Below are 23,477 nucleotides of genomic sequence, written 5' to 3'. Positions count from 1 at the left end.
GCCTTGGGCGCCCCGGGTAAATCATTTACAGAACCGCAATCAACTCGATATCGAAAATCAGCGTGCTGTGCGGCGGAATGCTGCCAGCTGCGCGTTCGCCGTAGGCCAGATTGGAAGGAATGTACAAGCGCCACTTGGCCCCTTCCTGCATCAGTTGCAGCGCCTCGGTCCAACCAGCGATAACACCACCCACCGGAAATTCAGCTGGCTGACCGCGCTTGTAGGAGCTGTCGAACACCTCGCCGCTGATCAGCGTGCCTTCGTAATGGGTACGTACGGTTGAGCTTGCGGTCGGCGTGGCACCGGTGCCGGCATTGACCACTTCGTACTGCAGACCCGATGGCAGCGTCACCACGCCGTCACGCGCTGCGTTGCGCTCGAGAAACTCCAGACCAGCCTTGCCGGCAGCACGGGCGGATTCTTCGCCAAGCGCCTGCATCTTCTCCTGCAGCGTCTGAAAAGCCGCCTGCATGGCCACTTCGTCAACCTGGCTGGGTTGCTGGGTATAGGCATCACGCAGACCAGCCATGACCAGATCAACGGCCAGATCGGGAATATTACTGGACAGCAGCTGGTCGCCCATCTGGCGGCCAATGCCGTAGCTGACGCGTTGCTCATCGGTGTCGAATGTAGTGCTCATGGCGGCTCTCCGCAAAAAAGGGGCGTAAAGCCTGACACAACAATTGCAAAAATTCACCCTCGGCGCGGCTTCGCCGACAACCACCTCCCCCAGCAATGCTGCGCCGGGCGCTCGAATAGGCTAAAATGCCGCGCTTTTCGGCCCCACCCTAACCGAGATTGCCCCATGCTGGATAAACTGTTCCAACTCAAAGCCCATGGCACCACTGTTCGCACCGAGATAATTGCCGGCGTCACCACCTTCCTGACGATGGCTTACATCATCTTTGTCAATCCGGTGATGATGGCGGATGCAGGCATTGATCCAGGCGCCGCGTTCGTCGCCACCTGTCTGGCAGCGGCCATCGGCTCACTGATCATGGGCTTGTGGGCCAACTACCCGATCGCGCTCGCACCGGGCATGGGCCTGAATGCCTTCTTCAGTTACACGGTGGTCGGCTCGATGGGCTACAGCTGGCAGGTGGCACTGGGTGCGGTGTTCATTTCCGGCCTGATATTTTTTCTGCTGAGCATTTTCAAGATCCGAGAGTGGGTGATCAACAGCATTCCCTTGCCGCTGCGCTCAGCAATTGCCGCAGGTATCGGCCTGTTTCTGGCGCTTATTGCCCTGAAAAGTGCCGGCATCGTGGTCGACAACCCCGCCACCTTGGTCGGCGCCGGTGATATGACCCAACCTGGCCCGATACTGGCCTCACTGGGCTTCGCTGTCATCGTTGCGCTGGCCTACCGCCGGGTGACTGGCGCAGTGATGATCGGCATTCTGCTGGTTACTCTGATCAGCCTGATGCTCGGCCTGACCACCGCCAGCGGCTTCGTCTCGGCGCCACCGAGCTTGACCCCTACCCTGTTGCAGCTGGATATCAAGGGCGCCATGGAAGTCGGTCTGATCAGCGTGATCTTTGCCTTCCTGTTTGTTGATCTGTTTGACACCTCCGGCACCTTGATCGGCGTCGCGCAGAAGGCCGGGCTGGTCGACAAAGACGGCAAGCTGCCACGTCTGGGTCGCGCGCTCATGGCGGACAGCACTGCCACCATGGCCGGCTCGCTGATGGGCACCTCCACTACGACCAGTTATGTTGAGTCCGCCGCCGGCACCGCTGCTGGTGGCCGTACAGGCCTCACCGCCTGTGTGGTTGCCGTGCTGTTCCTGCTTAGCCTGTTTCTTTCACCGCTGGCTGGGGCAGTACCTGCATTTGCCACCGCTCCGGCACTGTTTTTTGTTGCGGTACTGATGACCAGCGGCCTGGTGCAGGTTGACTGGGAGGACCTGACCGAGGCCGCCCCGGTCGTGGTGACGGCACTGGTCATGCCCCTCACTTTCTCCATCGCCAACGGTATCGCTCTGGGCTTCATTTCCTGGACCGCAATCAAGCTGCTGTCCGGCCGCTGGCGCGAACTCAACCCGAGCCTGTATGCGCTGTCAGCACTGTTCATCGTCAAGCTCGGGTTCTTCAGCTGATGGGCCTGGCATTCGATCCCGCCGGCTATGAACGCCAGCTCGAGGAAAAGCGCCAGCAGTTGATTGCACTGCTGCAGCCTTTCGCCGCACCCGCCCCCGAGGTGTTCACTTCACCGCTGGAGCACTTCCGGTTACGGGCGGAGTTCCGCCTGTGGTATGAACAGGGCCAACCGCATTACGCCATGTTCGAGCCGGGCAACAATCGCCAGCCGATTCTGATCGAACAACTGCCCATCGCCAGCAAGCGCATCAACGCGTTGATGATGCCGCTGCTGGAAGCCTGCAAAGCCGACCCGGTACTGGGTCGCAAACTGTTTCAGGTGGAGTTTCTCACCACGCTGTCCGGTGAGGCACTGGTTACCCTGTGCTATCACCGCCCTATCGATGAGCAGTGGGATATCGCCGCCCAGCAACTGGCCGATCAGCTGGATATCCTGCTGATCGGACGCAGCCGCGGCCGCAAGCGAGTACTGCAGCGTGATCACGTATTGGAAGAGCTGACCGTCAACGGGCGCACCTGGCGGTACCAGCAAGCCGAAGGCGGCTTCACCCAGCCCAATGGGCAGGTCAACCAGCATATGCTCGGCTGGGCACTGGATGCGGCCGGCGACAACCCTGATGACCTGCTGGAACTGTATTGCGGCAATGGCAATTTCACCCTGCCGCTGTCCACCCGTTTCCGCCGGGTACTGGCCACAGAGCTGTCCAAGAGCTCAGTGCGCTCCGCGCTAGAGAACATTGCCCTCAATCAGGTGGATAACGTCACTCTGGTACGCCTTTCCAGCGAAGAAGTCACCCAGGCATTGACCGGCGTACGCGAGTTCCGCCGCCTGCAAGGCGTCGATCTGAGCGGTTATGAGTTCGGCACCGTATTCGTCGACCCACCCCGCGCCGGGCTGGATCCGGCTACACTTGAGCTGGTCAAGGGTTACCGCCGCATACTCTACGTATCCTGCAATCCGCTGACCCTGGCGGCCAACCTCGACGAACTGCACAAGACTCACCGCATCGTCCGCTGCGCCCTGTTTGATCAGTTCCCCTACACCCATCACATGGAATCAGGGGTATTGCTGGAGCGCCGCTGATTCAGCGCGGCGTCATCAGCTGGAGTAGTGGCTCGTAGGCCTGATGGCTGACAGGAATGATCCGGACAGCGCGCCGCGAGCGCAGAAAGGCGCTCATCCGGGGTGATTGTTCGAGCAGCAGCTCACGAACCCGAGCCTTCAGCTGCGGGCATACTTCGCTGCTGAAGACAAAGGGGTCATAGTGAATAGGTGCCGAGCGCCAGAGCACCCGCAATGCATCAACGCTGATCAACCCACGTCTGAGATATTCATCGGCGCGCACGCTGGATACAAAAGCCGCATCAACCCGCCCCTCCAACAAGGCATCCAGCGTCTTGTCGTGAGACCCTGTATAGACCTGTCCGGCGAAATGCTGATTCAGCGGGATGCCCGCGCTTGCCGGAAACTCCTTGTTGGGTATCAGCGCGCCGGACGTACTGGCAGGGTCATTCAGCGCCACTCGTCCGCCGCGGGTATCGCCAAGACTCCGCATTGCGCTGTCGCCCCGCACCACCAGCAGGGCCTGGTAGTAGTCCCCGGCCGGGGAGAAGTGGCCACCCTGCAGCACCATGGAAGCAAAGGCCTCAACCCGGTTGTTCTGTTGATGTGCCATCAGATAGGAGGCAGGCCCGAGCAGGGCAATATCTGCACCACCGGATACGACGGCATCAATCACGGCTTCATAAGAGCTGGATCGAAGAATCTGTACCGGCATATTCAAGCCGTCACTGAGCAATTCGGCCAGGGGCTGATACTCCTTGATCAGCTCGTCGATATTCTTCACCGGCACCGCACTGATGCGCAGACCGCCCTCACCACACAGTGATGCCTCCGCCAGCATGACTGGCGAATAAAGGCAGAGCAGCATTTGCAGAATACGGATGAATATTCTCATGTTGTGACAACCCTGGCAGTCTGAAAATCGCGCTCGAAATCGCCAACCAGTTCGGCGGCCATCGGCCGGCTGAAGTGATAGCCCTGAACGATGTCGCAACCGGCGAGGCGCAGATACACCAATTGCTCCGGCGTTTCCACCCCTTCTGCCACGACGCGCAGCGACAGGCGTTTGGCCAGTGTGATGGTGGAAGATACGATGAGACTGTCATCAGGGCTGTTGGACAGTTGTGCGATCAGGCTGCGGTCGATTTTCAGCTTGTTCACCGGCAGCGATTGCAGGTGCGCGAAGCCAGCATACCCCTTGCCGAAATCATCCAGGCTGATATTCAGTCCGACCGCCCTGAGCGCTTCCAGGCTGGCTATGGCCAGGCTTTCATGCTCCAGAATGGCAGTCTCGGTAATCTCCAGCTCCAACCGCCATGGCTCAACTCCAGCTCGCTCCAGCTCGTCCAGCACCATGTCACCGAACTGCGGCTGGCTCAGTTGCAGCGCTGACACATTCACCGCGACCCGAGCAGTAATGTCGGTTTCGGTCCAGGCAGCCAGCTGGCGGCAGGCCATGGAGATGACTTCCACGCCCAGCCCAATGATGAAGCCACTGCGCTCGGCTATCGGGATGAAGCGATCCGGATAGATCAGCCCGAACTCCGGATGTTGCCAGCGTACCAAGGCTTCATAGCCCACAATCGACATCGAATACAGGTCAACCTGCGGCTGGTAGTGAAGAACAAATTGATGCGTGGACAGCGCCTCCCCTAAAGCCTGCTCGAGATAGAACTCCTGCACATCCGCGACGTTCAGCGATGGGTCGAAGAATCGATATTGGCCGCGGCCAGCCCGTTTGGCCGAATACATGGCCGCATCGGCATGTCGGATCAGGCTGTCGACATCCTGACTATCGCGCGGACAGATACTGATGCCTATGCTGGGGCTGGTATTGACCTCGCTGTCCTCCAATTGATAAGGGGCAGACAGATGCTGGCTCAGTCTGTCCACCCAGTCGACGATTTCCTGCTCGGAACGATTGCCGGCCAGCAACACAACGAACTCATCTCCGCCAAAGCGCGCAGCCTCATCACTGGGCTCAAGCATATGGGTGACTCGTCCAGCCACCGCCTGCAACAGCAAGTCACCCACCCGGTGTCCCAGGGTATCGTTGATCGACTTGAAACGATCCAGGTCAATGAACAGCATGGCCAGCAATCGCCTTTTGTTACGCTGCATTACCAATGACCGCTTGGCTACCTTGATGAATTGCCGACGGTTGAACAGGCCGCTCAGGTGATCGGTGGAAGCCGCCCGACTGCTGCGCTCATGTTCAGTTTCCAGGCGACTGATGAGCTGCTGATTTTCCTTCTGCGACCGCTGCAGGGTATTGAGTACAGCCTGCTGCCCCTGCAGCACTCTGAACATCCAGAAGACACCGGCCACCACCGTCAGCGTCATGATGCTGTTGAGCAGAAAATGACGTAGCTGCGCCGCATGGAATGGCTGCAGAATCTCGTCATATTCTTTACTGATCACCACCGTGAAGCCGTATTGCGGCATACTGTGGAAGGCGCTCTGGTAACGCACGCTGCCCGCTCGAGAGGTATATACCGCACTCTCCTCACCGTACCCGGGCAAAGGCTCCAGAGTCGGTCCGTCGATTATCACACCGGCAGAATCAGCGCGCATGCGTTCCACCCCATTGATATCCAACAGCTGGATGAAGCCAGTTTTCCCCAGATCGATGTAGTGATAGAGACTGACCAGATAGCCGATATCCATCTCGACCAGCATTGTTTGCATACCAAGCTCATCGTTACCCGGCATAGGCACGAGAAACGGCAGACGCCAATCCGGAAATGGCCCATGCACTTGATTGCGGCTCGGCGCCGGCGGGATAACCGGCTCGCTGCCGGTGCTGCCGGGGGCGTTCTGCATGCGCTCAAGCCACGTCGGCGGTAATGCAGCCAACGCACTCTTGTGGCTGGCGAACAACAACCTCCCCTCGGCATCAAAAACGCTCAGCCGGTTGAACACCGGATCACCAGCGAGGATAGGAGACAGCCTGTTAGCCAACTGCTCCCCGTCCTGGCCCAGCTCGCTACTGTATATGCCTCCGGCGGCCTTGGCTCGGTCAGCCATCTGCCGCAGGTTCTCCGCAATGATGACGGCAATATTCAGATGCCCGGCCGCCTCACCCTCCAAACGCTCATCGTATACCTGCTGGCTGTGGTAGTGGAACACCATCCAGAGGAACAGAACGATCAGCCCACCCAGCACAATAACTGCGCTCTGAATGAAGCCAACGGAAACGGGAAGACGGTGATGACTGATCATGGGCTACCGGGGGAGTAAAACAGACAAACAGAATGATAGCACTTGGACATTACAACGAGATGACCACCGGGGCAGGTGCGAGGGAAGGCGGTTGGAGTGAAGATGATGGTAATGATGACGCGGTTACACCGGGAATCGCTCAATTGACGTGGTCCGGATATCTTTAAGCGTGAACCCTCTCGCATATTTCAGCTGTACTGGGCCGATACCCACAGACTTGCAGTATGATTTCAACCTGGACGACCCGAATCGTTCATCATTCAACGGGCAGCATAGGCAGTAGCCCCTTTTCCAGGGAGGACTACGCCATGCGTTGTCGTGGATTTACCTTGATTGAAATCATGGTGGCTCTCGCCGTGCTGGCGATCCTGCTGGCGGTAGGCCTGCCCGCGTTCGGCGGTCTGATTGACGACCAGCGTATGGACAGCAGCGTCAGCAGCATGGTGCGCAGCATCAACCACACTCGCACCGAAGCCACTCGCCGCAATCGCTACGTCAGCATGGCGCCCCTCTCTGGGAACTGGAACAATGGCTGGACCATCTTCATCGACGCGAACAACAATGGCGCCCTTGATGCTGGCGAGACGTTGCTCCATGAAGAACAACCGCCCCGCGTTCACCACATACACACCAGTACCACGATCACACCCTATCTGCGCTATAACGCCCAGGGCGAGTCCGAGCTACTGAATGGCGGCTTCCAGTCCGGCACCATTGCTTTCTGTCCGCAACAGTCCGGGGCGCAGGGCCGCAAGGTCATCATCAACCGGATCGGGCGAGCGCGGGTGGAACGTGCGGTAATCGGAACGGATTGCGATCTTCCCACAGGGAGTCTGTGATTGCGGGCGGCCGGATCAAAGCCGGGCACAGAGTTGAAACCGAGTCGGTACACCTCGGTAGGCGTACCGACCTCCCCTTTCAGGTCCGGTATTCGGCGTTGATACGCACGTATTCGTGAGACAGGTCGGTGGTCCAGATAGTCTCACTGAACTCGCCCCGGCCCAACTCGATGCGGATGGTGATCTCGGCCTGCGCCATGACCTGAGCACCCTGCTCTTCTGTGTACTCCGCTGCCCGCCCACCATTGCGAGTAATGCAGACGTCATCGAGATAGACATCGATTTTTTCCACATCCAGATCCGGCACACCGGCATAGCCGACAGCGGCCAGAATACGCCCCCAGTTCGGATCGGAAGCGAACAGCGCAGTCTTTATCAGCGGCGAATGAGCAACGGCGTAGGCCACATCCAGGCAATCGTCAGGATTGCCACCGCCATTGACTTGCACGGTAACGAACTTAGTCGCGCCTTCGCCGTCACGCACAATCGCCTGGGCCAGCTCCAGCATGACGGCATTCACTGCCTCGGCCAGCTGTGCGTAGTCACTGCTGGCGGGGTCGGTGATTTCCTCCATCTGCGCCTGACCGGTGGCGATCAGCATGCAGGAGTCGTTGGTGCTGGTGTCACCGTCAATAGTGATGCGGTTGAAGGACAGATCGGCAGCCCGCTTCAGCATCTGCTGCAGCACTGGCTGAGCTACTCGCGCATCAGTCGCAATGTAACCCAGCATGGTTGCCATATTCGGGCGGATCATCCCCGCGCCTTTGGACATACCGGTGATGGTAACTGTCTGGCCATTCAGCGTAATCTGCCGGCTGGCACCCTTGGGCAGGGTATCTGTGGTCATGATGCCTTCGGCAGCAGTAGCCCAGTTGTTCTCGTCCAGGTCAGCCAATGCCTGCGGCAATACCGCGATGATCTTGCCTGCTGGCAGAATCTCACCAATGACGCCAGTACTGAACGGCAGAATCTGATCCGGCTCGACCTCGGTCAACTGCGCCAATGCCTCACAGGTGGTCAGTGCGGCCTGCATACCGGGCTTGCCGCTGCCCGCGTTGGCATTGCCGGTGTTGACCAACAGATAACGCGGTGCATTGCCCAGATGCTGCTTGCACAAGGTAACTGGCGCAGCGCAGAAAGCATTGGTGGTAAACACACCGGCGATTCGTGCAGCCGGGGCAGCTTCCATGACCACTACATCCTTGCGTCCCGCCTTCTTGATGCCGGCAGAAGCAATACCAAGACGAAAACCTGGAACCGGGTGAAGAGTCGGGAGAGGACCGAGTCCGACGGGCATGATGTCACTCCAATAAATAGGGTTCTGAATGAAAAAACGACAAGCAACCCTTGAGTCACTTGCCGTTCTGCTACTTGAGACCTGACGCTGAAACCTGTCGGTTCAGCTGATCTTGCCGTGGCATTGCTTGTATTTCTTGCCCGACCCGCAAGGGCAAGGATCATTGCGACCGATCTTCGGACCGTCACGGGTAACCGGCGTGCTGGGCGCTGCTGGAGCCGGCTCGGCGGGCTGTGTTCGCTCTTCCTCACCGACACCAGGCATCTCTTCATGCTTGAACTGCATTCGCTTGGCCAGCTCTTCAGCTTGCTGGCGCAGACGCGCTTCCTCCTCGGCCGGATCTTCGCGACGTACCTGCACGTGACTCAGCACGCGGATGGTATCGTTCTTGATCGAATCGAGCATTTCCTCGAACAGATTGAAGGCTTCGCGCTTGTATTCCTGCTTTGGGTTCTTCTGAGCGTAGCCGCGCAGGTGGATGCCCTGACGCAGATGATCCATGGTCGCCAGATGCTCTTTCCAGAGGTCATCGAGTACTCGCAACAGCATCTGTTTCTCGAAGGAACGCAGCGCTTCCGGCCCGGTCAGCGCCTCTTTTTCCGCATAGGCATTGATCAGTGCTTCCTGTACCCGCTGACGCACACCCTCTTCATGCAGAGTGTCGTCTTCATCCAGCCACTGCTGAATCGGCAGGTCCAGTGCGAACTCGGTACGCAGATGGGTTTCCAGACCGGCAATATCCCACTGCTCCGGTACGCTTTGCGGCGGCATGTACTGGCTGATAGCGCTCTGCACCACATCCTCACGGATGGCCTTTATGGTGTCTTCCACTGATTCGGCAGCGAGTATCTCGTTGCGCTGGGTATAGATCACCTTGCGCTGCTCGTTGGCGACGTCGTCGTATTCCAGCAACTGTTTACGAATATCGAAGTTGCGGCCTTCGACCTTGCGCTGAGCCTTCTCGATGGCGTTGGTAACCATGCGATGTTCGATGGCCTCGCCCTTCTCCATCCCCAGCGCCTTCATGAAGTTCTTCACCCGATCAGAGGCGAAAATACGCATGAGGTTGTCTTCCAGCGACAGGTAGAAACGGCTGGACCCCGGGTCACCCTGACGGCCGGAACGACCACGTAGCTGGTTGTCGATACGGCGAGATTCGTGGCGCTCGCAGGCGATAATCTGCAGCCCGCCGGCATCCAGTACTTGCTGGTGGCGCTCCTGCCATTCGGCCTTGATCTGGGCAATCTGTTCTTCGGTGGGGTTTTCCAGGCTCGCTATTTCAGCTTCCCAGCTACCACCGAGGATGATATCGGTGCCACGACCCGCCATATTGGTGGCGATGGTCACTGCGCCAGGACGGCCCGCCTGAGCGATGATCTCAGCTTCCTTCTCGTGGTACTTGGCGTTCAGAACCTTGTGCGCGATACCTTCCTTTTTCAGCAGTTGCGACACCACCTCGGAAGAATCGATCGACGCAGTACCGACCAGAACCGGCCTGCCGGCTTGCATGCAATCCTTGATATCGGCAGCAATCGCTGCGAATTTCTCACCGATGGTCAGATAGACCAGATCGTTGTAATCCTTGCGGATCATCGGCTTGTTGGTCGGGATCACTACCACATCGAGACCATAAATCTGATGGAACTCGAAGGCTTCCGTATCTGCGGTACCGGTCATGCCGGCCAGCTTGTTGTACAAGCGGAAGTAGTTCTGGAAGGTGGTGGAAGCCAACGTCTGGCTCTCGGCCTGGATGTTCAATCCTTCCTTGGCCTCGATGGCTTGGTGCAGCCCCTCGGAGAGACGACGACCGGGCATGGTACGGCCGGTATGCTCGTCTACCAGCAATACCTGATCATCCTGGACAATGTATTCGACGTCCCGATGGAACAGGGTATGCGCGCGCAAGCCCGAGTGCACATGGTGCAACAGGTTCAGGTTCTGCGCCTGGTACAGACTGTCGCCCTCGGCCAGCAGACCTTCCTGGGTGAGCAGCTCCTCGACATATTGATGGCCATCTTCGTTGAGCTCGACCTGACGGGTCTTCTCATCGATGAAGTAATGACCGTCGACACCTTCCTCGCCCTCCTCTGCCTTCACTCCGCGCTTGAGCAACGGGATCAGCTTGTTGATGGCAGTGTAGAGCTTGGAGCTGTCCTGCGCGGGTCCGGAGATGATCAGCGGGGTGCGTGCCTCGTCAATCAGGATGGAGTCCACTTCGTCGACAATGGCAAAATTCAGTTCACGCTGGAACTTGTCTTCCAGGCGGAAAGCCATGTTGTCACGCAGGTAATCAAAGCCAAATTCGTTGTTGGTGCCGTAGGTGATATCGCAGCGGTAGGCGGCGCGCTTTTCTTCCGGGTCCTGAAAAGGCACCACCACACCGACGCTGAGCCCCAGAAACTCATGCAGCGGGCGCATCAGATTGGCGTCCCGGCGGGCCAGATAATCGTTGACCGTGACCACGTGCACGCCCTTGCCGGACAAGGCATTCAGATAGGCAGGCAAAGTGGAGACCAGGGTCTTGCCTTCACCGGTCTTCATTTCAGCAATCCTGCCTTCATGCAGGACCAGACCACCGATGAGCTGCACGTCGAAGTGCCGCATGCCCATCACCCGCTTGCTGGCCTCACGTACCAGCGCAAAGGCCTCCGGCAGAATGGCATCGAGGCTTTCGCCTTTGCTTACGCGCTCCTTGTACTCAATGGTTCTGGCTTTGAGCTCATCGTCACTCAGACCATTCAAGCCTTCTTCGAGGGCGTTGATTGCTTGTACAAGCTTGGCCATGCGTTTCAATTCACGCTCGTTCTTGCTTCCAAACATTTTCTTCAATAAAGGCGCAAACATAATCGACTTCGATATCCATTTGATGATGGCAAGGCTGGCCTATGCACAGGCCATTCACCGAAAAAACCATTCTACTCTGAAAGTCTCGAGACAATAAACCGTCGCGATGGCAGAACGAGTGGAGGAGCGGGAAGAGAGAGGGCTCCCAACGCCCGAGCGAGGCCGGGCGTTGGGTCAGCGTCGAGCGCTTATTTCAATGCGAGGAAACGGGCCGGGTTGATTGCCATGTCATTGTGATAGACCTCAAGATGCAGATGCGGCCCGGTGGAGCGTCCGGTGGAGCCTACCGTCGCGATCTGCTGCCCCTTCTTCACCAGGTCACCCTTCTTGGCCTGCAGCTCCTGGGCATGGGCGTAGCGGGTCTTGTAACCTCCGGCATGACTGATCTCAATCATGTTGCCATAGGCACCACGCCGACCGGAGAAGGTCACCACACCTGCCCCCAGTGCATGAATCGCCGTACCCCGTGGCGCCGCGAAATCCAGTCCCGCATGCATCGCTGAACGCCCGGTGATGGGATCGGTGCGCCGACCGAAACTGGAGGAGATATGACCAACCTGGACCGGGGTGAAGTCCAGCAAGGCATTGGCATCGAGCTGCCGGTTGCGCATGAGCTCTTCGAGCACACGTAGCTGACGGGTGCGGTTATCGATACGGGCGGACAACTGATCAAGTACTGTCTGTACGTCCGCACCTTCGTAAAGCTCGCTGTGCGTCGGCAGCTCAGGGCCGCCCATACCAGCGTCGGTATTGAAATCGAATTCGCCGTCGGATAGATCGGCCAGTTCGGTGAGACGCTCGCCAAGCGCATCAAGACGGGACAGGCGGGTCTGCAACCGACTGAGCTGCTGGGTCATGTGTTCCAGCTGAACCTGGGACTCTTCCTTTATATAGTCGGCCCCCAGCTCGTATTCCTGCAGGGACTGTTCCCATATATGGTCGTAATCCACCACCTCGCTGGGACTGTCAGCGGCTTTGCCTGCCCCACTGAGCTGCCAGGTCAACAGGGCGGCAGCGATCGGCATCGCGATGATGGACACCAGCCCAGCGATCACCCAGGGCGAGCCCAGCGTCAACGCTTTGGTAGCGCCCTGGCGCCCGGTAAGAATAATGATGTTCACTGTCTAGATCCCCAAAAACCTTTTCCGCGGTTCTGTTACGATGACCGCTGTTCAGTCACTCCGGACGACACTATGTCATTTCATCCTCTGGATGCCCGTCGCCCGGGCGACCTGCTAAGAACCCATTCCACCCTGAAGGGCTTGTTCAATCAGGCTCGGGCTGTCGAGCGATTGCAGTCTCTGTTCGAATCCGTGCTCGAACCTGCTGCTCGCGAACACTGCCACGTAGCCTCCTATCGTGACGGCCTTCTTCGGCTGCTGATATCCGATAGCCAATGGGCAACTCGAATCCGTTATCAGCAAAAACGCCTCATTCGACAGCTACAGGCCTACGCGGAGTTCGCAACCTTAACGAAAATACACTGCAAGGTACAACCACCATTGGTCAAAAAACCACCACTGGTTCGCAAAATGAGACGGTCGGAGGTAGCCGCGGAGAGTTTGACCGAGACCGCCAACCATATAAGCGACCCCGACTTGCGCTCTGCTCTGGAACGATTGGCCAGACATCACCGGGGCGAACCCTGAACAGCTGACAGAGCCGCTCAGTTATAGAAAAATCCCGCACTGCATCCGCACAATAAAAAAACGGCCACCGAGGTGGCCGTCAAACGAAACGAGAAAATATCAGACCGCAGCGGCCGGGCGCATGAAGGAGATGGGCGCGGTTCCAGCATCTTCAAAGGTGACGACTTCCCAGGCGTCAGCATTGGCCAACAGCGCGCGCAACAGCTTGTTGTTGAGCGCATGTCCCGACTTGAAGCCGCGGAACTCGCCAACCAGACTCTTGCCCAGTAGATAAAGGTCGCCGATAGCATCAAGAATCTTGTGCTTGACGAATTCGTCCTCGTAACGCAGGCCGTCCTCGTTGAGTACACGATACTCATCTACCACGATGGCGTTATCCACACTGCCACCCAGCGCCAGGTTCTGCGAACGCAGATACTCGATGTCCCGCATGAACCCGAAGGTCCGGGCGCGACTCACTTCCTTGACGAAGGAGGTGCTGGAGAAATCCACGCTGGCAAACTGGCTCCGGCCCCGGAAGACCGGATGATCGAAGTCGATGCCGAACGATACCTTGAAGCCCTCGAAGGGGACGAAGGTAGCTGTTTTGCCATCTTCTTCAACCGTGATTTCACGCTTGATACGAATGAATTGTTTCGGCGCGTCCTGTTCCTCGATGCCCGCTGATTGAATCAGGAACACAAAGGGACCGGCACTGCCGTCCATGATCGGCACCTCGGGTGCGCTGAGTTCGACTACGGCGTTGTCGATACCCAGACCCGCCATGGCGGACAGCAGGTGTTCGACCGTATCCACCTTGATTCCATCCTTGATCAGGGTGGTGGACATGGTGGTTTCACCCACGAACTCCGCACGCGCCGGGATCTCGGCCACAGGGTCGAGATCGGTCCGGAGGAACACGATGCCGGAATCCACCGGCGCCGGTTTCAGTGTGAGGTAAACCTTCTCACCCGAATGCAGGCCAACACCGGTGGCCCGGATGATGTTCTTCAGTGTGCGTTGTCTGATCATGCTTGAACTGGCTTCCGCTCTAGTTGCGAATAATTTTCAACAAGTGGCGCACAGCATAGCAAATTACGCCTTTGTTGAACACCAATCAGCCTTATCTACCCGATTGAATCAATCAATCGGCCTGCCGCCGCAGGAACGCTGGAATATCCAGATAATCCAGATCTTCCACCGGCTGAGTGAAGCTCGCCTGCGCCGCCTGAGCGCCGCCGGAGTTGCGCATGACCGTCGGACGATCCAGGTCGCGGTAATTCGGCGCGGTCGCTTCCGGCTTCCGAGCAGGCTGTGGAGCAGCAGTGTTATCCACTACCTTGACCGGCTTCTCCATACGCGCACCCAAACCGGTGGCGACGACGGTGACACGCAGCTCGTCGCGCAGTTCCGGATCGATGACGGTACCGACAACAACGGTTGCAGTTTCCGAGGCGAACTCTTCCACTGTGTTGCCCACTTCCGTGAACTCACCCAGCGACAGATCCGGACCGGCGGTGATGTTGACCAGGATACCGCGAGCGCCCATCAGGTTGACGTCTTCCAGCAGCGGACTGCGGATCGCTGCTTCTGCCGCTTCACGGGCACGGTTGGCACCACTGGCATGACCGGTTCCCATCATCGCCATACCCATTTCGCTCATCACGGTCTTCACGTCAGCGAAGTCGACGTTGATCATGCCGGGACGCATGATCAGATCAGCAATACCCTGAACCGCGCCAAGCAGCACATCGTTGGCCTTGCTGAAGGCTGACAGCAGACTGGCATCCTTACCCAGTACAGTGAGCAGCTTTTCGTTGGGGATAGTGATCAGCGAGTCGACATGCTGGCCCAGCTCACGGATGCCCTCTTCGGCGATCTGCATACGCTTGCGGCCTTCGAACGGGAATGGCTTGGTGACTACAGCCACGGTCAGGATGCCCATTTCCCGTGCCACTTCGGCAATGATAGGTGCAGCGCCGGTACCGGTGCCACCACCCATGCCGGCGGTGATGAATACCATATCCGAGCCTTGCAGCACTTCAGCAATACGCTCGCGGTCTTCGATAGCGGCTTCACGGCCGATCAGCGGGTTGGCGCCGGCACCCAGCCCCTTGGTCACTGCGGAGCCTAGCTGCAACACGGTACGCGCCGTCATGTTCTTCAATGCCTGAGCATCGGTATTGGCGCAGATAAAATCCACACCTTCGACGTTATTGATCACCATGTGCTGCAGGGCGTTGCCACCACCACCGCCGACACCGACGACCTTGATCACTGCATTTTGCGGAAGGTTATCAATCAGTTCAAACATGGTTCCATCTCCTCGAGTTTGACACTCGTCTTGTTGCGTCTGGTTTCGTTTCGTTTTGTTGCCGCTCCGGATTACCCGGATGCCCGCTTATGCGGGTCTGTTAAAAATTCCCCTTGAACCACCGCTTCACTTTTATCAGCGGTGACTCCCTGCTCTGCTCCGAACTGTTGTGATTGCCGTCGGCATGGTGTTTCATGCCGTAGTGCAACAACCCGACTCCGGTGGAGTAGATGGGGTTGCGCACCACGTCAGCCAGTCCCTTGAATTCCTGCGGTACGCCCAGGCGCACCGGCATGTGGAATATCTCTTCAGCCAGCTCGACGGCACCTTCCATCTTCGCGGTGCCGCCGGTCAGTACGATGCCGGCTGGAATCATGTCTTCGTAACCTGACCGGCGCAGTTCCGCCTGGATCAGGGTGAACAACTCGTCGTAACGTGGCTCGACTACTTCCGCCAGTGCCTGTCGTGACAGGTCGCGCGGCGGACGTTCGCCCACGCTGGGAACCTTGATGGTCTCCTCCGGGCCAGCCAGTTTCGCCAGCGCACAGGCGTAGCGGATCTTGATTTCCTCTGCATACTGGGTCGGCGTGCGCAGCGCCATAGCGATGTCATTGGTAACCTGATCACCGGCAATCGGAATGACCGCGGTGTGGCGGATGGCGCCCTCGGTGAAAATGGCGATATCAGTGGTGCCGCCACCGACATCGACCATGCATACACCCAGCTCCTTCTCGTCCTCGGTCAACACCGAATAGCTGGAGGCCAGCTGCTCGAGAATCACGTCTTCGACTTCCAGCCCGCAGCGGCGGATGCATTTCTCGATGTTCTGCACTGCATTCATGGCGCAGGTGACCAGGTGCACCTTGGCTTCCAGACGTACACCGGACATGCCACGGGGTTCGCGCACGCCCTCCTGGTTATCGATAACGTATTCCTGCGGCAGGATGTGCAATACCTTCTGGTCAGCAGGAATGGCGACCGCCTGCGCAGCATCCAGTACGCGCTCGATATCGGCCTGCACCACTTCACCTTCGCGAATGGCGACGATGCCATGGGAGTTCAGGCTGCGGATATGGTTGCCAGCGATGCCGGCGAACACCGAGTGGATCTGGCAGCCAGCCATCAGCTCAGCTTCTTCGATGGCACGCTGAATGGATTGCACGGTGGATTCGATATTCACCACCACGCCCTTCTTCATGCCGCGGGATGGATGCGAGCCGATACCGACAATCTCGAGTTGACCGTCTGCACCTATCTCGCCGACCAGAGCGACCACCTTGGAGGTGCCGATGTCCAGCCCGACGATCATCCTGCTACCCAGCTTGCTTGCCATGATTACTCGTTACTCCCCGTTTGAACCGTTGCAGGCTCGCGCCATGCCACTGCCATGCCATTGCTGTAGCGCAGGTCGACCCGCGCTATGAGTTCACGGCGCTCCGACAACATCAGTTTGTCGATGGTCAGAAACCGCTGCATTTTTTCCACTACGTCGCCCTGTCCCAGCAGAATCTCGATACCGTCACGGGTGGTCAGAAACCAGCTGCCACGATCACGCAGCTCCAGCTGCGCCACGCCATGCCCGTATGGTCGCAGTAGCCGATTGAACTGCTGATAGGTCTGCATTACCCGGTGTTTGGTGCGCTCCGGCCCATTCAGCAGGGGCAGGCCTTCGAACCGATTGACCTGATCCGGGGCAAACGCAAAACCGGCGTTGTTCAGCAGCGCCGAATCGCCCCAGCGCGCCACCGGCATATGCTCGTCCAGAGTGATGACCAACTGATCTGGCCAGACGCGGGTGACAGCCGCGCTGGCTACCCAGGGCATAGCCAGCAGATCGGCGCGCAAAGCTTGCAGGTCGAGGGTCAGCAAGCTGTCATTCAGATAAGGCTCTACGCGCTGATGCACGGAATCACGGTCTATGTACTGCAGGTCACCTTCGACACTGATCAGACTGATAGGCCGCTGCGCCAATGGCTGCAGGCGGTTCGCCAACTCGTACAGCCCCATACCCAGCATTACCAGCAACAGTGGCCAGAGCAAATGCTGCATTCGGCGCCGAGCATCACTCAGCGATGGCAACGTCAGGCGTGACCAGCTGCGCGGAGCCGCTGGGGTCACGCGTACGGCGCCACGGTTCGGCGTGTTACGCCGTCCCGCAGTCTTACCTGCGCGTTGATCCCGAATCAGCACTCCCAGCATGCTCGTCAGCTCCCGTAGATCAGTAACGGGCACTGGCGAGGATCGCCAGTACCAGATCGGTGAATGTCAGTCCTGCGGCAGCCGCAGCCATGGGCACCAGACTATGGTCGGTCATCCCTGGCGAGGTATTGACCTCCAGCAGGTAGAAATTGCCATCGCTGTCCTGCATCAGGTCGACCCGACCCCAGCCATGGCAGCCGACGGCATTGAATGCCTGCAGGCACAGCTCGGCGAGCTCGGCCTCGCGCTCCGGTGGTAGGCCGCAGGGGCACTGATACTGGGTGTCGGACGCCAGGTACTTGGCCTGGTAGTCGTAGAAGATGTTCGGTGTGCTCAGGCGAATGGCCGGCAACACCTTGCCATCCAGGATCGCTACGGTGAACTCGGCGCCGGTGACCCACTGTTCGACCAGTGCGACATCGTCGTACTTGCGCGCTTCCTGCCATGCCTGTTGCAACTCGGCGAGGCTGTTCACCTTGGCCATGCCGATGCTCGAGCCTTCATGGATCGGCTTGATGATCAACGGCGTGCCGAGCCGCTCGACCACAGCGGCACACTCCTGCTCGTCGCGCAGGACCGCATAAGCCGGTGTCGGCAAGCCGAGGCTCTGCCACACCTGCTTGGTGCGCAGCTTATCCATGCCCAGGGCCGATGCCATCACACCACTACCGGTGTAAGGCAGTTTCAGACATCCCAGCATCCCCTGCAGGCTGCCGTCTTCGCCGCCACGTCCATGCAGCGCAATGAATACGCGGTCTGGACGATCGGCAATCAGTCGCTCAGCCAGATCTTCGCCGGCATCGACCCCAAAGGCATCCACACCGGCAGCCTGCAGCGCCGACAGCACTGCAGCACCGGATTTCAACGACACCTCCCGCTCGGCAGAAGTGCCGCCGTACAGGACAGCTACGCGCCCAAAGGCTTTAACGTCGACCATTACGCCTGATCTCCTTTCTGTTCGTTGCCCAACCTGGTCAGCGCCTGCGCCAGCTGCGATGCCAGGCCGCCGATATCACCCGCGCCTTGCGTCAGCAGAATGTCGCCCGGCTGCAGTACGGCCTTGAGCAGGGGCATGAGGTCCGCATCACGCTCGACATACAGCGGGTCGATCTGCCCACGCAGACGGATGCTGCGGCACAGGTGCTTGCTGTCCGCACCCGGCACCGGCTCCTCGCCAGCGGGGTAGACTTCCATCAGCAGCAGCACGTTGGTTTCGCCCAGCACCTGCACGAAGTCCTCGTACAGATCACGGGTGCGCGAATAGCGATGCGGCTGATAGACCATCACCAGCCGGCGTTCCGGCCAGCCCCCGCGCACCGCCTTGATCACCGCAGCGACTTCACGGGGATGATGGCCGTAGTCATCCACCAGCATGACATCGCCGTCATCGCCCAGCGGGAAGTTGCCATGCACCTGGAAGCGACGGCCAACACCCTCGAAACCGGTCAGGCCCTTGACGATGGCAGCATCACTGACACCTTCATCTGCGGTGACGGCAATGGTCGCCAGCGCATTCAACACGTTATGTACGCCCGGCATGTTGACGAACACGCGCAATGGCTCGCGGTCTTCGCGCAGCACGGTGAAATGCGTCTGCATACCCTGCTGTTTGATATCCACAGCACGAATATCGGCGTCTTCGGACTGTCCGTAGGTGATCACCTGGCGGTTGATCTGCGGCAGGATCTCTCGCACTACCGGATCATCGATGCACAGTACGGCCAGGCCGTAGAACGGCAGGTTGTGCAGGAATTCCACAAAGGTGCGCTTGAGGCGGTTGAAGTCGCCCTCGTAGGTCGCCATGTGATCGAAGTCGATATTGGTGACGATGGCCGCCATCGGCTGTAGATGCAGGAAGGAAGCATCGCTTTCATCCGCTTCAGCAACCAGATAACGGCTCTCACCCAGCTGCGCGTTGGTGCCGGCGCTGGTCAGTCGCCCCCCGATGACAAAGGTCGGACTCAGACCTTCGGCTGCCAGCACCGACGCAATCAGGCTGGTGGTGGTGGTTTTGCCATGGGTCCCGGCTACCGCGATACCGTGGCGATAGCGCATCAGTTCGGCGAGCATCTGGGCGCGCGGCACCACTGGAATGCGTTTTTCCATCGCCGCAGCCACTTCCGGATTGCTGGTATTGATCGCACTGGAGACCACCAGCACATCGGCGCTTTGCACGTTTTCTGCACGATGGCCGATGTCCACCCGCGCGCCGAAGCTTTCCAGACGCTCGGTCACGGCCGAGCGTTTCAGGTCGGAGCCGGAAACCTCGTAACCCAGATTCAGCAGCACTTCAGCAATGCCGCACATGCCTGCACCACCGATGCCGACGAAGTGAATGCAACGGATACGGCGCATTGCCGGGAGGCTGTAGGTGGCCTTAGTGTTCACGGGCAACCTCCAGGCAAGCGCGGACCACATCCGCTGTAGCGTCGGGTTTGGCCTGCTTGCGGGCATGTTCTGCCATCTGTCGTAACGTCTCCGGTTGGGTAAACAGGGTATTCAGCCGCTGCGCCAGTTGCGCAGCAGTCAATGTCTTCTGGGGCAGCAGCTCGGCTGCGCCGCGATCAGCCAGGTAACGTGCGTTGGCGCTCTGGTGATCATCAATGGCATGCGGCAGCGGGATCAGCAGTGCCGGGCGACCGGCCGCAGCCAGTTCGGCCACCGTCAGGGCACCGGCGCGACATACCACCAGATCCGCCCAGGCGTAGGCCTCGGCCATATCGGCAATAAAAGGCTCCACTTCGGCCCGGATGCCGGACTCGACGTACGCCTGTTCGGCTGCTGCCACGTGTTGTTTGCCGCACTGATGACGTACCTGCGGCCGCTGTTCTGCAGGCAACAGCGCCAGCGCCTCGGGCAACAGCTTGTTCAACGGCAACGCACCGAGGCTGCCGCCGAGCACCAGCAGGCGCGGGGCACGACTGCCGTCCCAGGTCATCGGCGGCACGGAAAAAATGTCATTGCGCACCGGATTGCCGGTACTGCGCCGCTCAGCGCCATTGGCGAAACTGCCATCGAAACCTTCGCAGCGGCGTACCGCCAGCTTCGCCAACAGCCGGTTGGTGGTGCCGACCACCGCGTTCTGCTCGTGAATCACCAGCGGAACGCGACGCAGCCAGGCTGCCAGGCCGCCCGGGCCGGTGACATAGCCACCCGCACCCAGCACACAGACCGGCTGCAGTTCGCGCACCACCGTCAGTGACTGCCACAGCGCACGCAGCAGGCGTACCGGTGTTTTCAGCAGGCCCGCCTTGCCCTTGCCACGCAGGCCCTGAATATCGATGTAATGCACGGGAATGCCGGCCGCCGGAATCAGTTCCGCCTCGATGCCACGGCGTGTACCCAGCCAGTGCACCTGATAACCCTGCTCCTGCAGCAGTCGAGCACAGGCCAGCGCCGGGAAAACGTGACCGCCGGTACCGCCCGCCATGATCAGTACGTTACTGGCCATCGGCAGCCTCCCGCAGCGCCTGGCGGCGCTCCCAGTCGATACGCAATAGCAGGCCCAGACTGATACAGCAGACCACCAGTGAGCTGCCGCCATAGCTGAGGAATGGCAGGGTCAGGCCCTTGGTCGGCAACAGACCGATATTTACACCGACATTGATCAACACCTGACCGCACCACATGATCGCCAGACCGTAAGCCAGATAGGCGGAGAAATAGCGTCCGGCCTTCTCAGCCCAGAGGCCGATATACAATGCGCGTACTGCGACGAAGATCAGCAGGGCAAAGGCCGCCAGAGCGCCAATCAGGCCCAGCTCCTCGGCCAGTACGGCAAACACAAAGTCGGTGTGAGCTTCCGGCAGGTAATACTGCTTCTGAATACTGTTGCCCAGACCGGTCCCCAGCCATTCGCCACGGCCAAAGGCGATCAACGCCTGCGTCAGCTGATAACCGGTGCCATAGGGATCGTTCCACGGGTTGAGGAAGCTGGTCAGGCGCTGCAGTCGATAGGGTTCGAACAACACCAGCAACGCCGCCAGACCGCCGAGCGAACCGAACAGCAGGGTGAAGCGGAACAGCCCGACGCCACCGAGAAACAACATGCCGGTGGCTGCGCCCATGAGCACCACGGTGGCGCCAAAATCCGGCTCGATGATCAGCAGCCAGGCCATCGGGCCCAATACCATGAAAGGTTTGATGAAGCCGAACCACTGCTCCTTGACCTCGTCCCGGCGGTGCACCAGATACCCGGCCAGGAAGACCACGGCAAACAGCTTGGCCAGCTCGGACGGCTGCACATTAATCGGCCCAACGGCAATCCAGCGCCAACTGCCGTTGACTTCACGGCCAATACCCGGGATCAGTACAGCAATCAACAGGGCAAAACCCAGAAATAGCAGCGGAAAGCGGAACTGTTCCCACAATCCGACCGGCACCGCCAGAGTAGCCAGTGCCGCGAGGATGCCAATCAGCATGTATACCAGCTGGCGGTTCATATAATAGAGGGGGTTGCCCAGCTGCCCGGCGGCCACTTCCATCGACGCGGAAGTCACCATCACCAGACCGAGACCAAGCAGGGCCAGACCGCCTACCAGCAACGGCAGGTCCAGATCGAAGCGGCGTTCGCCAATCAGCGGTGCCAGCGAGCGTTGCACTGCGTCGGTGAAAATCATGCCGGCAACCTCCCGACCGCATCGGCAAACAGCCGGCCACGCTCTTCAAAATTGCGGAACATATCCAGACTCGCGCAGGCCGGTGACAGCAACACCACATCACCCGGCTCAGCAGCTGCGGCCGCGGCGACCACCGCCTCATCCAGGGTCGCTACACGCTGCACCGAAACATGACCAGCAAACAATTTCTCCAATAGCGGCGCATCACGCCCGAGCAGAATCACCGCGCGGCAATGACGCGCAACCGGGCCGAGCAGCGCTGCGAAATCGGCACCCTTGCCATCGCCGCCGGCAATCAACACCTGCTTGCCCTGCAGGTCGGCAGCAAAACCTTGGATGGCGGCCAGCGCTGCGCCAACGTTGGTCGCCTTGGAGTCGTCGTAATAGTCCACTCCAGCATATTGGCCGAGCCACTGGCAACGGTGCGGCAGGCCGGCGAACTCGCGAAGTGCCTCCAGCATTGCCGGCATCGGCAAGCCAACTGCATGCCCCAGCGCCAGGGCTGCAAGGGCATTGGCCTGATTATGCGCGCCGCGAATCTTCAGTTCAGCGGTGGGCATCAGCGCCTTGAATTCGAATGCGAGCCAGCTCTGGCCGTCCTTCTCGATCAGGCCGAAACCCTTGAAGTCGGGACGGGACAGGCCGAAGCTCCAGCACGGCAGCTGATCCGCCACCAACGCTCGGGTCAAGGCGTCATCCCGGTTGAACACCACCTGTTGCGCGCCACGGAAGATCCGATGCTTGGCCAGATGGTAGGCGGCCAGACCGGCGTAGCGGTCCATATGATCTTCGCTGACATTCAGCACCACAGCCACCGCCGCATTCAGCATCTGAGTGGTTTCAAGCTGGAAGCTGGACAACTCCAATACATACAGATCGGCTTTTTCGTCCAGCAGATCCAGAGCCGGCGTACCGATATTGCCACCCACGGCAACACGTTTGCCCGCCTGTTCAGCCATGGCAGCCACCAGCGTGGTGACCGTGGTCTTGGCATTGGAGCCGGTGATCGCGATGATCGGCGCATCCGCTTCACGGGCGAACAGCTCGATATCGCCAACTACACTGACACCTGCGTCAATCGCAGCCTTGATCGCCGGCGTGGACAGCGCGATACCGGGACTGACGATCAGCTCCCCGGCGCTGCTCAACAGCTCGGCATCCAGCTCACCCAGATACAGGTCTGCCATGGGCGCAAACCGCTTGAGCTTATCCAGACCCGGCGGCTCGGCGCGCGTATCACAGACCGCAAACGGCAGATCACGGCCAGCCAGATACCGGGCAACCGATAAACCGGTGGCCCCGAGTCCGACGATAATCCGTTGTTTGTCCGTAGTGATCAGTGACACCTTGTAT

At 59.4% G+C, this 23,477-nt stretch carries 19 protein-coding genes; 4 read left to right on the top strand and 15 right to left on the bottom strand.

Annotation, left to right across the window (positions count from 1 at the left end; all coding sequences use genetic code 11):
• Window positions 1-25: 25 nt before the first annotated feature.
• A complete protein-coding gene (locus INT39_RS09860) occupies window positions 26-640 on the bottom strand; it encodes an FKBP-type peptidyl-prolyl cis-trans isomerase (RefSeq protein WP_193073724.1) in 615 nt (204 codons plus the stop codon).
• A gap of 165 nt (window positions 641-805) precedes the next feature.
• On the opposite strand from INT39_RS09860, the gene INT39_RS09855 reads away from it, so the two are divergent.
• Both INT39_RS09855 and trmA read left to right on the top strand, forming a co-directional pair.
• Window positions 806-2,098 carry an NCS2 family permease gene (locus INT39_RS09855; protein ID WP_193073723.1) on the top strand — a complete coding sequence of 431 codons (1,293 nt, stop codon included), beginning with the start codon at window positions 806-808 and terminating at the stop codon, window positions 2,096-2,098.
• Window positions 2,098-3,183 carry a tRNA (uridine(54)-C5)-methyltransferase TrmA gene (trmA, locus tag INT39_RS09850; protein ID WP_193073722.1) on the top strand — a complete coding sequence of 362 codons (1,086 nt, stop codon included), beginning with the start codon at window positions 2,098-2,100 and terminating at the stop codon, window positions 3,181-3,183. Before INT39_RS09855 ends, trmA begins: the two co-directional genes overlap by 1 nt.
• A 1-nt stretch (window position 3,184) precedes the next feature.
• Here trmA and INT39_RS09845 read toward each other — a convergent pair whose 3' ends face one another.
• Both INT39_RS09845 and INT39_RS09840 read right to left on the bottom strand, forming a co-directional pair.
• On the bottom strand, window positions 3,185-4,057 hold the full coding sequence (locus tag INT39_RS09845; RefSeq protein WP_193073721.1) for a phosphate/phosphite/phosphonate ABC transporter substrate-binding protein: 873 nt from the start codon (window positions 4,055-4,057) through the stop codon (window positions 3,185-3,187).
• Window positions 4,054-6,384, bottom strand: a complete 2,331-nt coding sequence (locus tag INT39_RS09840; RefSeq protein ID WP_193073720.1) for an EAL domain-containing protein — start codon at window positions 6,382-6,384, stop codon at window positions 4,054-4,056. Before INT39_RS09840 ends, INT39_RS09845 begins: the two co-directional genes overlap by 4 nt.
• Before the next feature lie 308 nt (window positions 6,385-6,692).
• On the opposite strand from INT39_RS09840, the gene INT39_RS09835 reads away from it, so the two are divergent.
• A complete protein-coding gene (locus INT39_RS09835) occupies window positions 6,693-7,223 on the top strand; it encodes a GspH/FimT family pseudopilin (protein WP_193073799.1) in 531 nt (176 codons plus the stop codon).
• 79 nt (window positions 7,224-7,302) lie between these two features.
• On the opposite strand, the gene argJ is transcribed toward INT39_RS09835, so the two are convergent.
• The 3 genes from argJ to INT39_RS22810 all read right to left on the bottom strand — a co-directional run bounded on the left by argJ (window position 7,303) and on the right by INT39_RS22810 (window position 12,485).
• Window positions 7,303-8,520 (bottom strand): bifunctional glutamate N-acetyltransferase/amino-acid acetyltransferase ArgJ, encoded by a 1,218-nt coding sequence (gene argJ / locus INT39_RS09830; RefSeq protein ID WP_193073719.1) that lies wholly within the window; start codon window positions 8,518-8,520, stop codon window positions 7,303-7,305.
• Between the two features lie 102 nt (window positions 8,521-8,622).
• Window positions 8,623-11,364, bottom strand: a complete 2,742-nt coding sequence (secA, locus tag INT39_RS09825; RefSeq protein ID WP_193073718.1) for a preprotein translocase subunit SecA — start codon at window positions 11,362-11,364, stop codon at window positions 8,623-8,625.
• A gap of 188 nt (window positions 11,365-11,552) precedes the next feature.
• A complete protein-coding gene (locus tag INT39_RS22810) occupies window positions 11,553-12,485 on the bottom strand; it encodes a M23 family metallopeptidase (protein ID WP_193073717.1) in 933 nt (310 codons plus the stop codon).
• A gap of 72 nt (window positions 12,486-12,557) precedes the next feature.
• Between INT39_RS22810 and INT39_RS09815 the strand changes: the two genes are divergently transcribed.
• Window positions 12,558-13,013 (top strand): DUF721 domain-containing protein, encoded by a 456-nt coding sequence (locus INT39_RS09815; protein WP_193073716.1) that lies wholly within the window; start codon window positions 12,558-12,560, stop codon window positions 13,011-13,013.
• 99 nt (window positions 13,014-13,112) lie between these two features.
• Here the strand turns inward: INT39_RS09815 and lpxC are convergent, their stop codons facing one another.
• From lpxC to murD, 9 genes are all read right to left on the bottom strand, one after another.
• Window positions 13,113-14,024, bottom strand: a complete 912-nt coding sequence (gene lpxC, locus INT39_RS09810; RefSeq protein ID WP_193073715.1) for a UDP-3-O-acyl-N-acetylglucosamine deacetylase — start codon at window positions 14,022-14,024, stop codon at window positions 13,113-13,115.
• Window positions 14,025-14,136: 112 nt separating this feature from the next.
• Window positions 14,137-15,306 carry a cell division protein FtsZ gene (ftsZ, locus tag INT39_RS09805; RefSeq protein ID WP_193073714.1) on the bottom strand — a complete coding sequence of 390 codons (1,170 nt, stop codon included), beginning with the start codon at window positions 15,304-15,306 and terminating at the stop codon, window positions 14,137-14,139.
• Window positions 15,307-15,406: 100 nt separating this feature from the next.
• Entirely contained in the window at window positions 15,407-16,639 is a 1,233-nt protein-coding gene (gene ftsA, locus INT39_RS09800) for a cell division protein FtsA (protein ID WP_193073713.1), read from the bottom strand.
• A gap of 2 nt (window positions 16,640-16,641) precedes the next feature.
• The gene (locus INT39_RS09795) at window positions 16,642-17,505 is read right to left on the bottom strand and encodes a cell division protein FtsQ/DivIB (protein ID WP_193073712.1); all 864 of its coding nucleotides are present in this window, start codon (window positions 17,503-17,505) and stop codon (window positions 16,642-16,644) included.
• Between the two features lie 19 nt (window positions 17,506-17,524).
• Complete coding sequence (locus INT39_RS09790; protein WP_193073711.1) at window positions 17,525-18,442, bottom strand: D-alanine--D-alanine ligase; 918 nt, start codon at window positions 18,440-18,442, stop codon at window positions 17,525-17,527.
• The gene (gene murC / locus INT39_RS09785) at window positions 18,442-19,860 is read right to left on the bottom strand and encodes a UDP-N-acetylmuramate--L-alanine ligase (RefSeq protein WP_226944686.1); all 1,419 of its coding nucleotides are present in this window, start codon (window positions 19,858-19,860) and stop codon (window positions 18,442-18,444) included. The genes INT39_RS09790 and murC overlap by 1 nt, the downstream gene beginning before the upstream one ends.
• Before the next feature lie 22 nt (window positions 19,861-19,882).
• Complete coding sequence (gene murG, locus INT39_RS09780; RefSeq protein ID WP_193073709.1) at window positions 19,883-20,956, bottom strand: undecaprenyldiphospho-muramoylpentapeptide beta-N-acetylglucosaminyltransferase; 1,074 nt, start codon at window positions 20,954-20,956, stop codon at window positions 19,883-19,885.
• Window positions 20,946-22,124, bottom strand: coding sequence for a putative lipid II flippase FtsW (gene ftsW / locus INT39_RS09775; RefSeq protein ID WP_193073708.1), 1,179 nt, complete (start codon window positions 22,122-22,124; stop codon window positions 20,946-20,948). The genes murG and ftsW overlap by 11 nt, the downstream gene beginning before the upstream one ends.
• Window positions 22,121-23,470: a UDP-N-acetylmuramoyl-L-alanine--D-glutamate ligase gene (murD, locus tag INT39_RS09770; RefSeq protein WP_193073707.1), complete on the bottom strand. Its 1,350-nt coding sequence runs from the start codon at window positions 23,468-23,470 to the stop codon at window positions 22,121-22,123. The genes ftsW and murD overlap by 4 nt, the downstream gene beginning before the upstream one ends.
• Between the last annotated feature and the right edge of the window lie 7 nt (window positions 23,471-23,477).

The sequence above is a fragment of the Pseudomonas sp. FME51 genome, from assembly GCF_014897305.1.
Note: the sequence above shows the minus strand (reverse complement) of the source record. Positions and strands in the feature narration are given on the sequence as shown.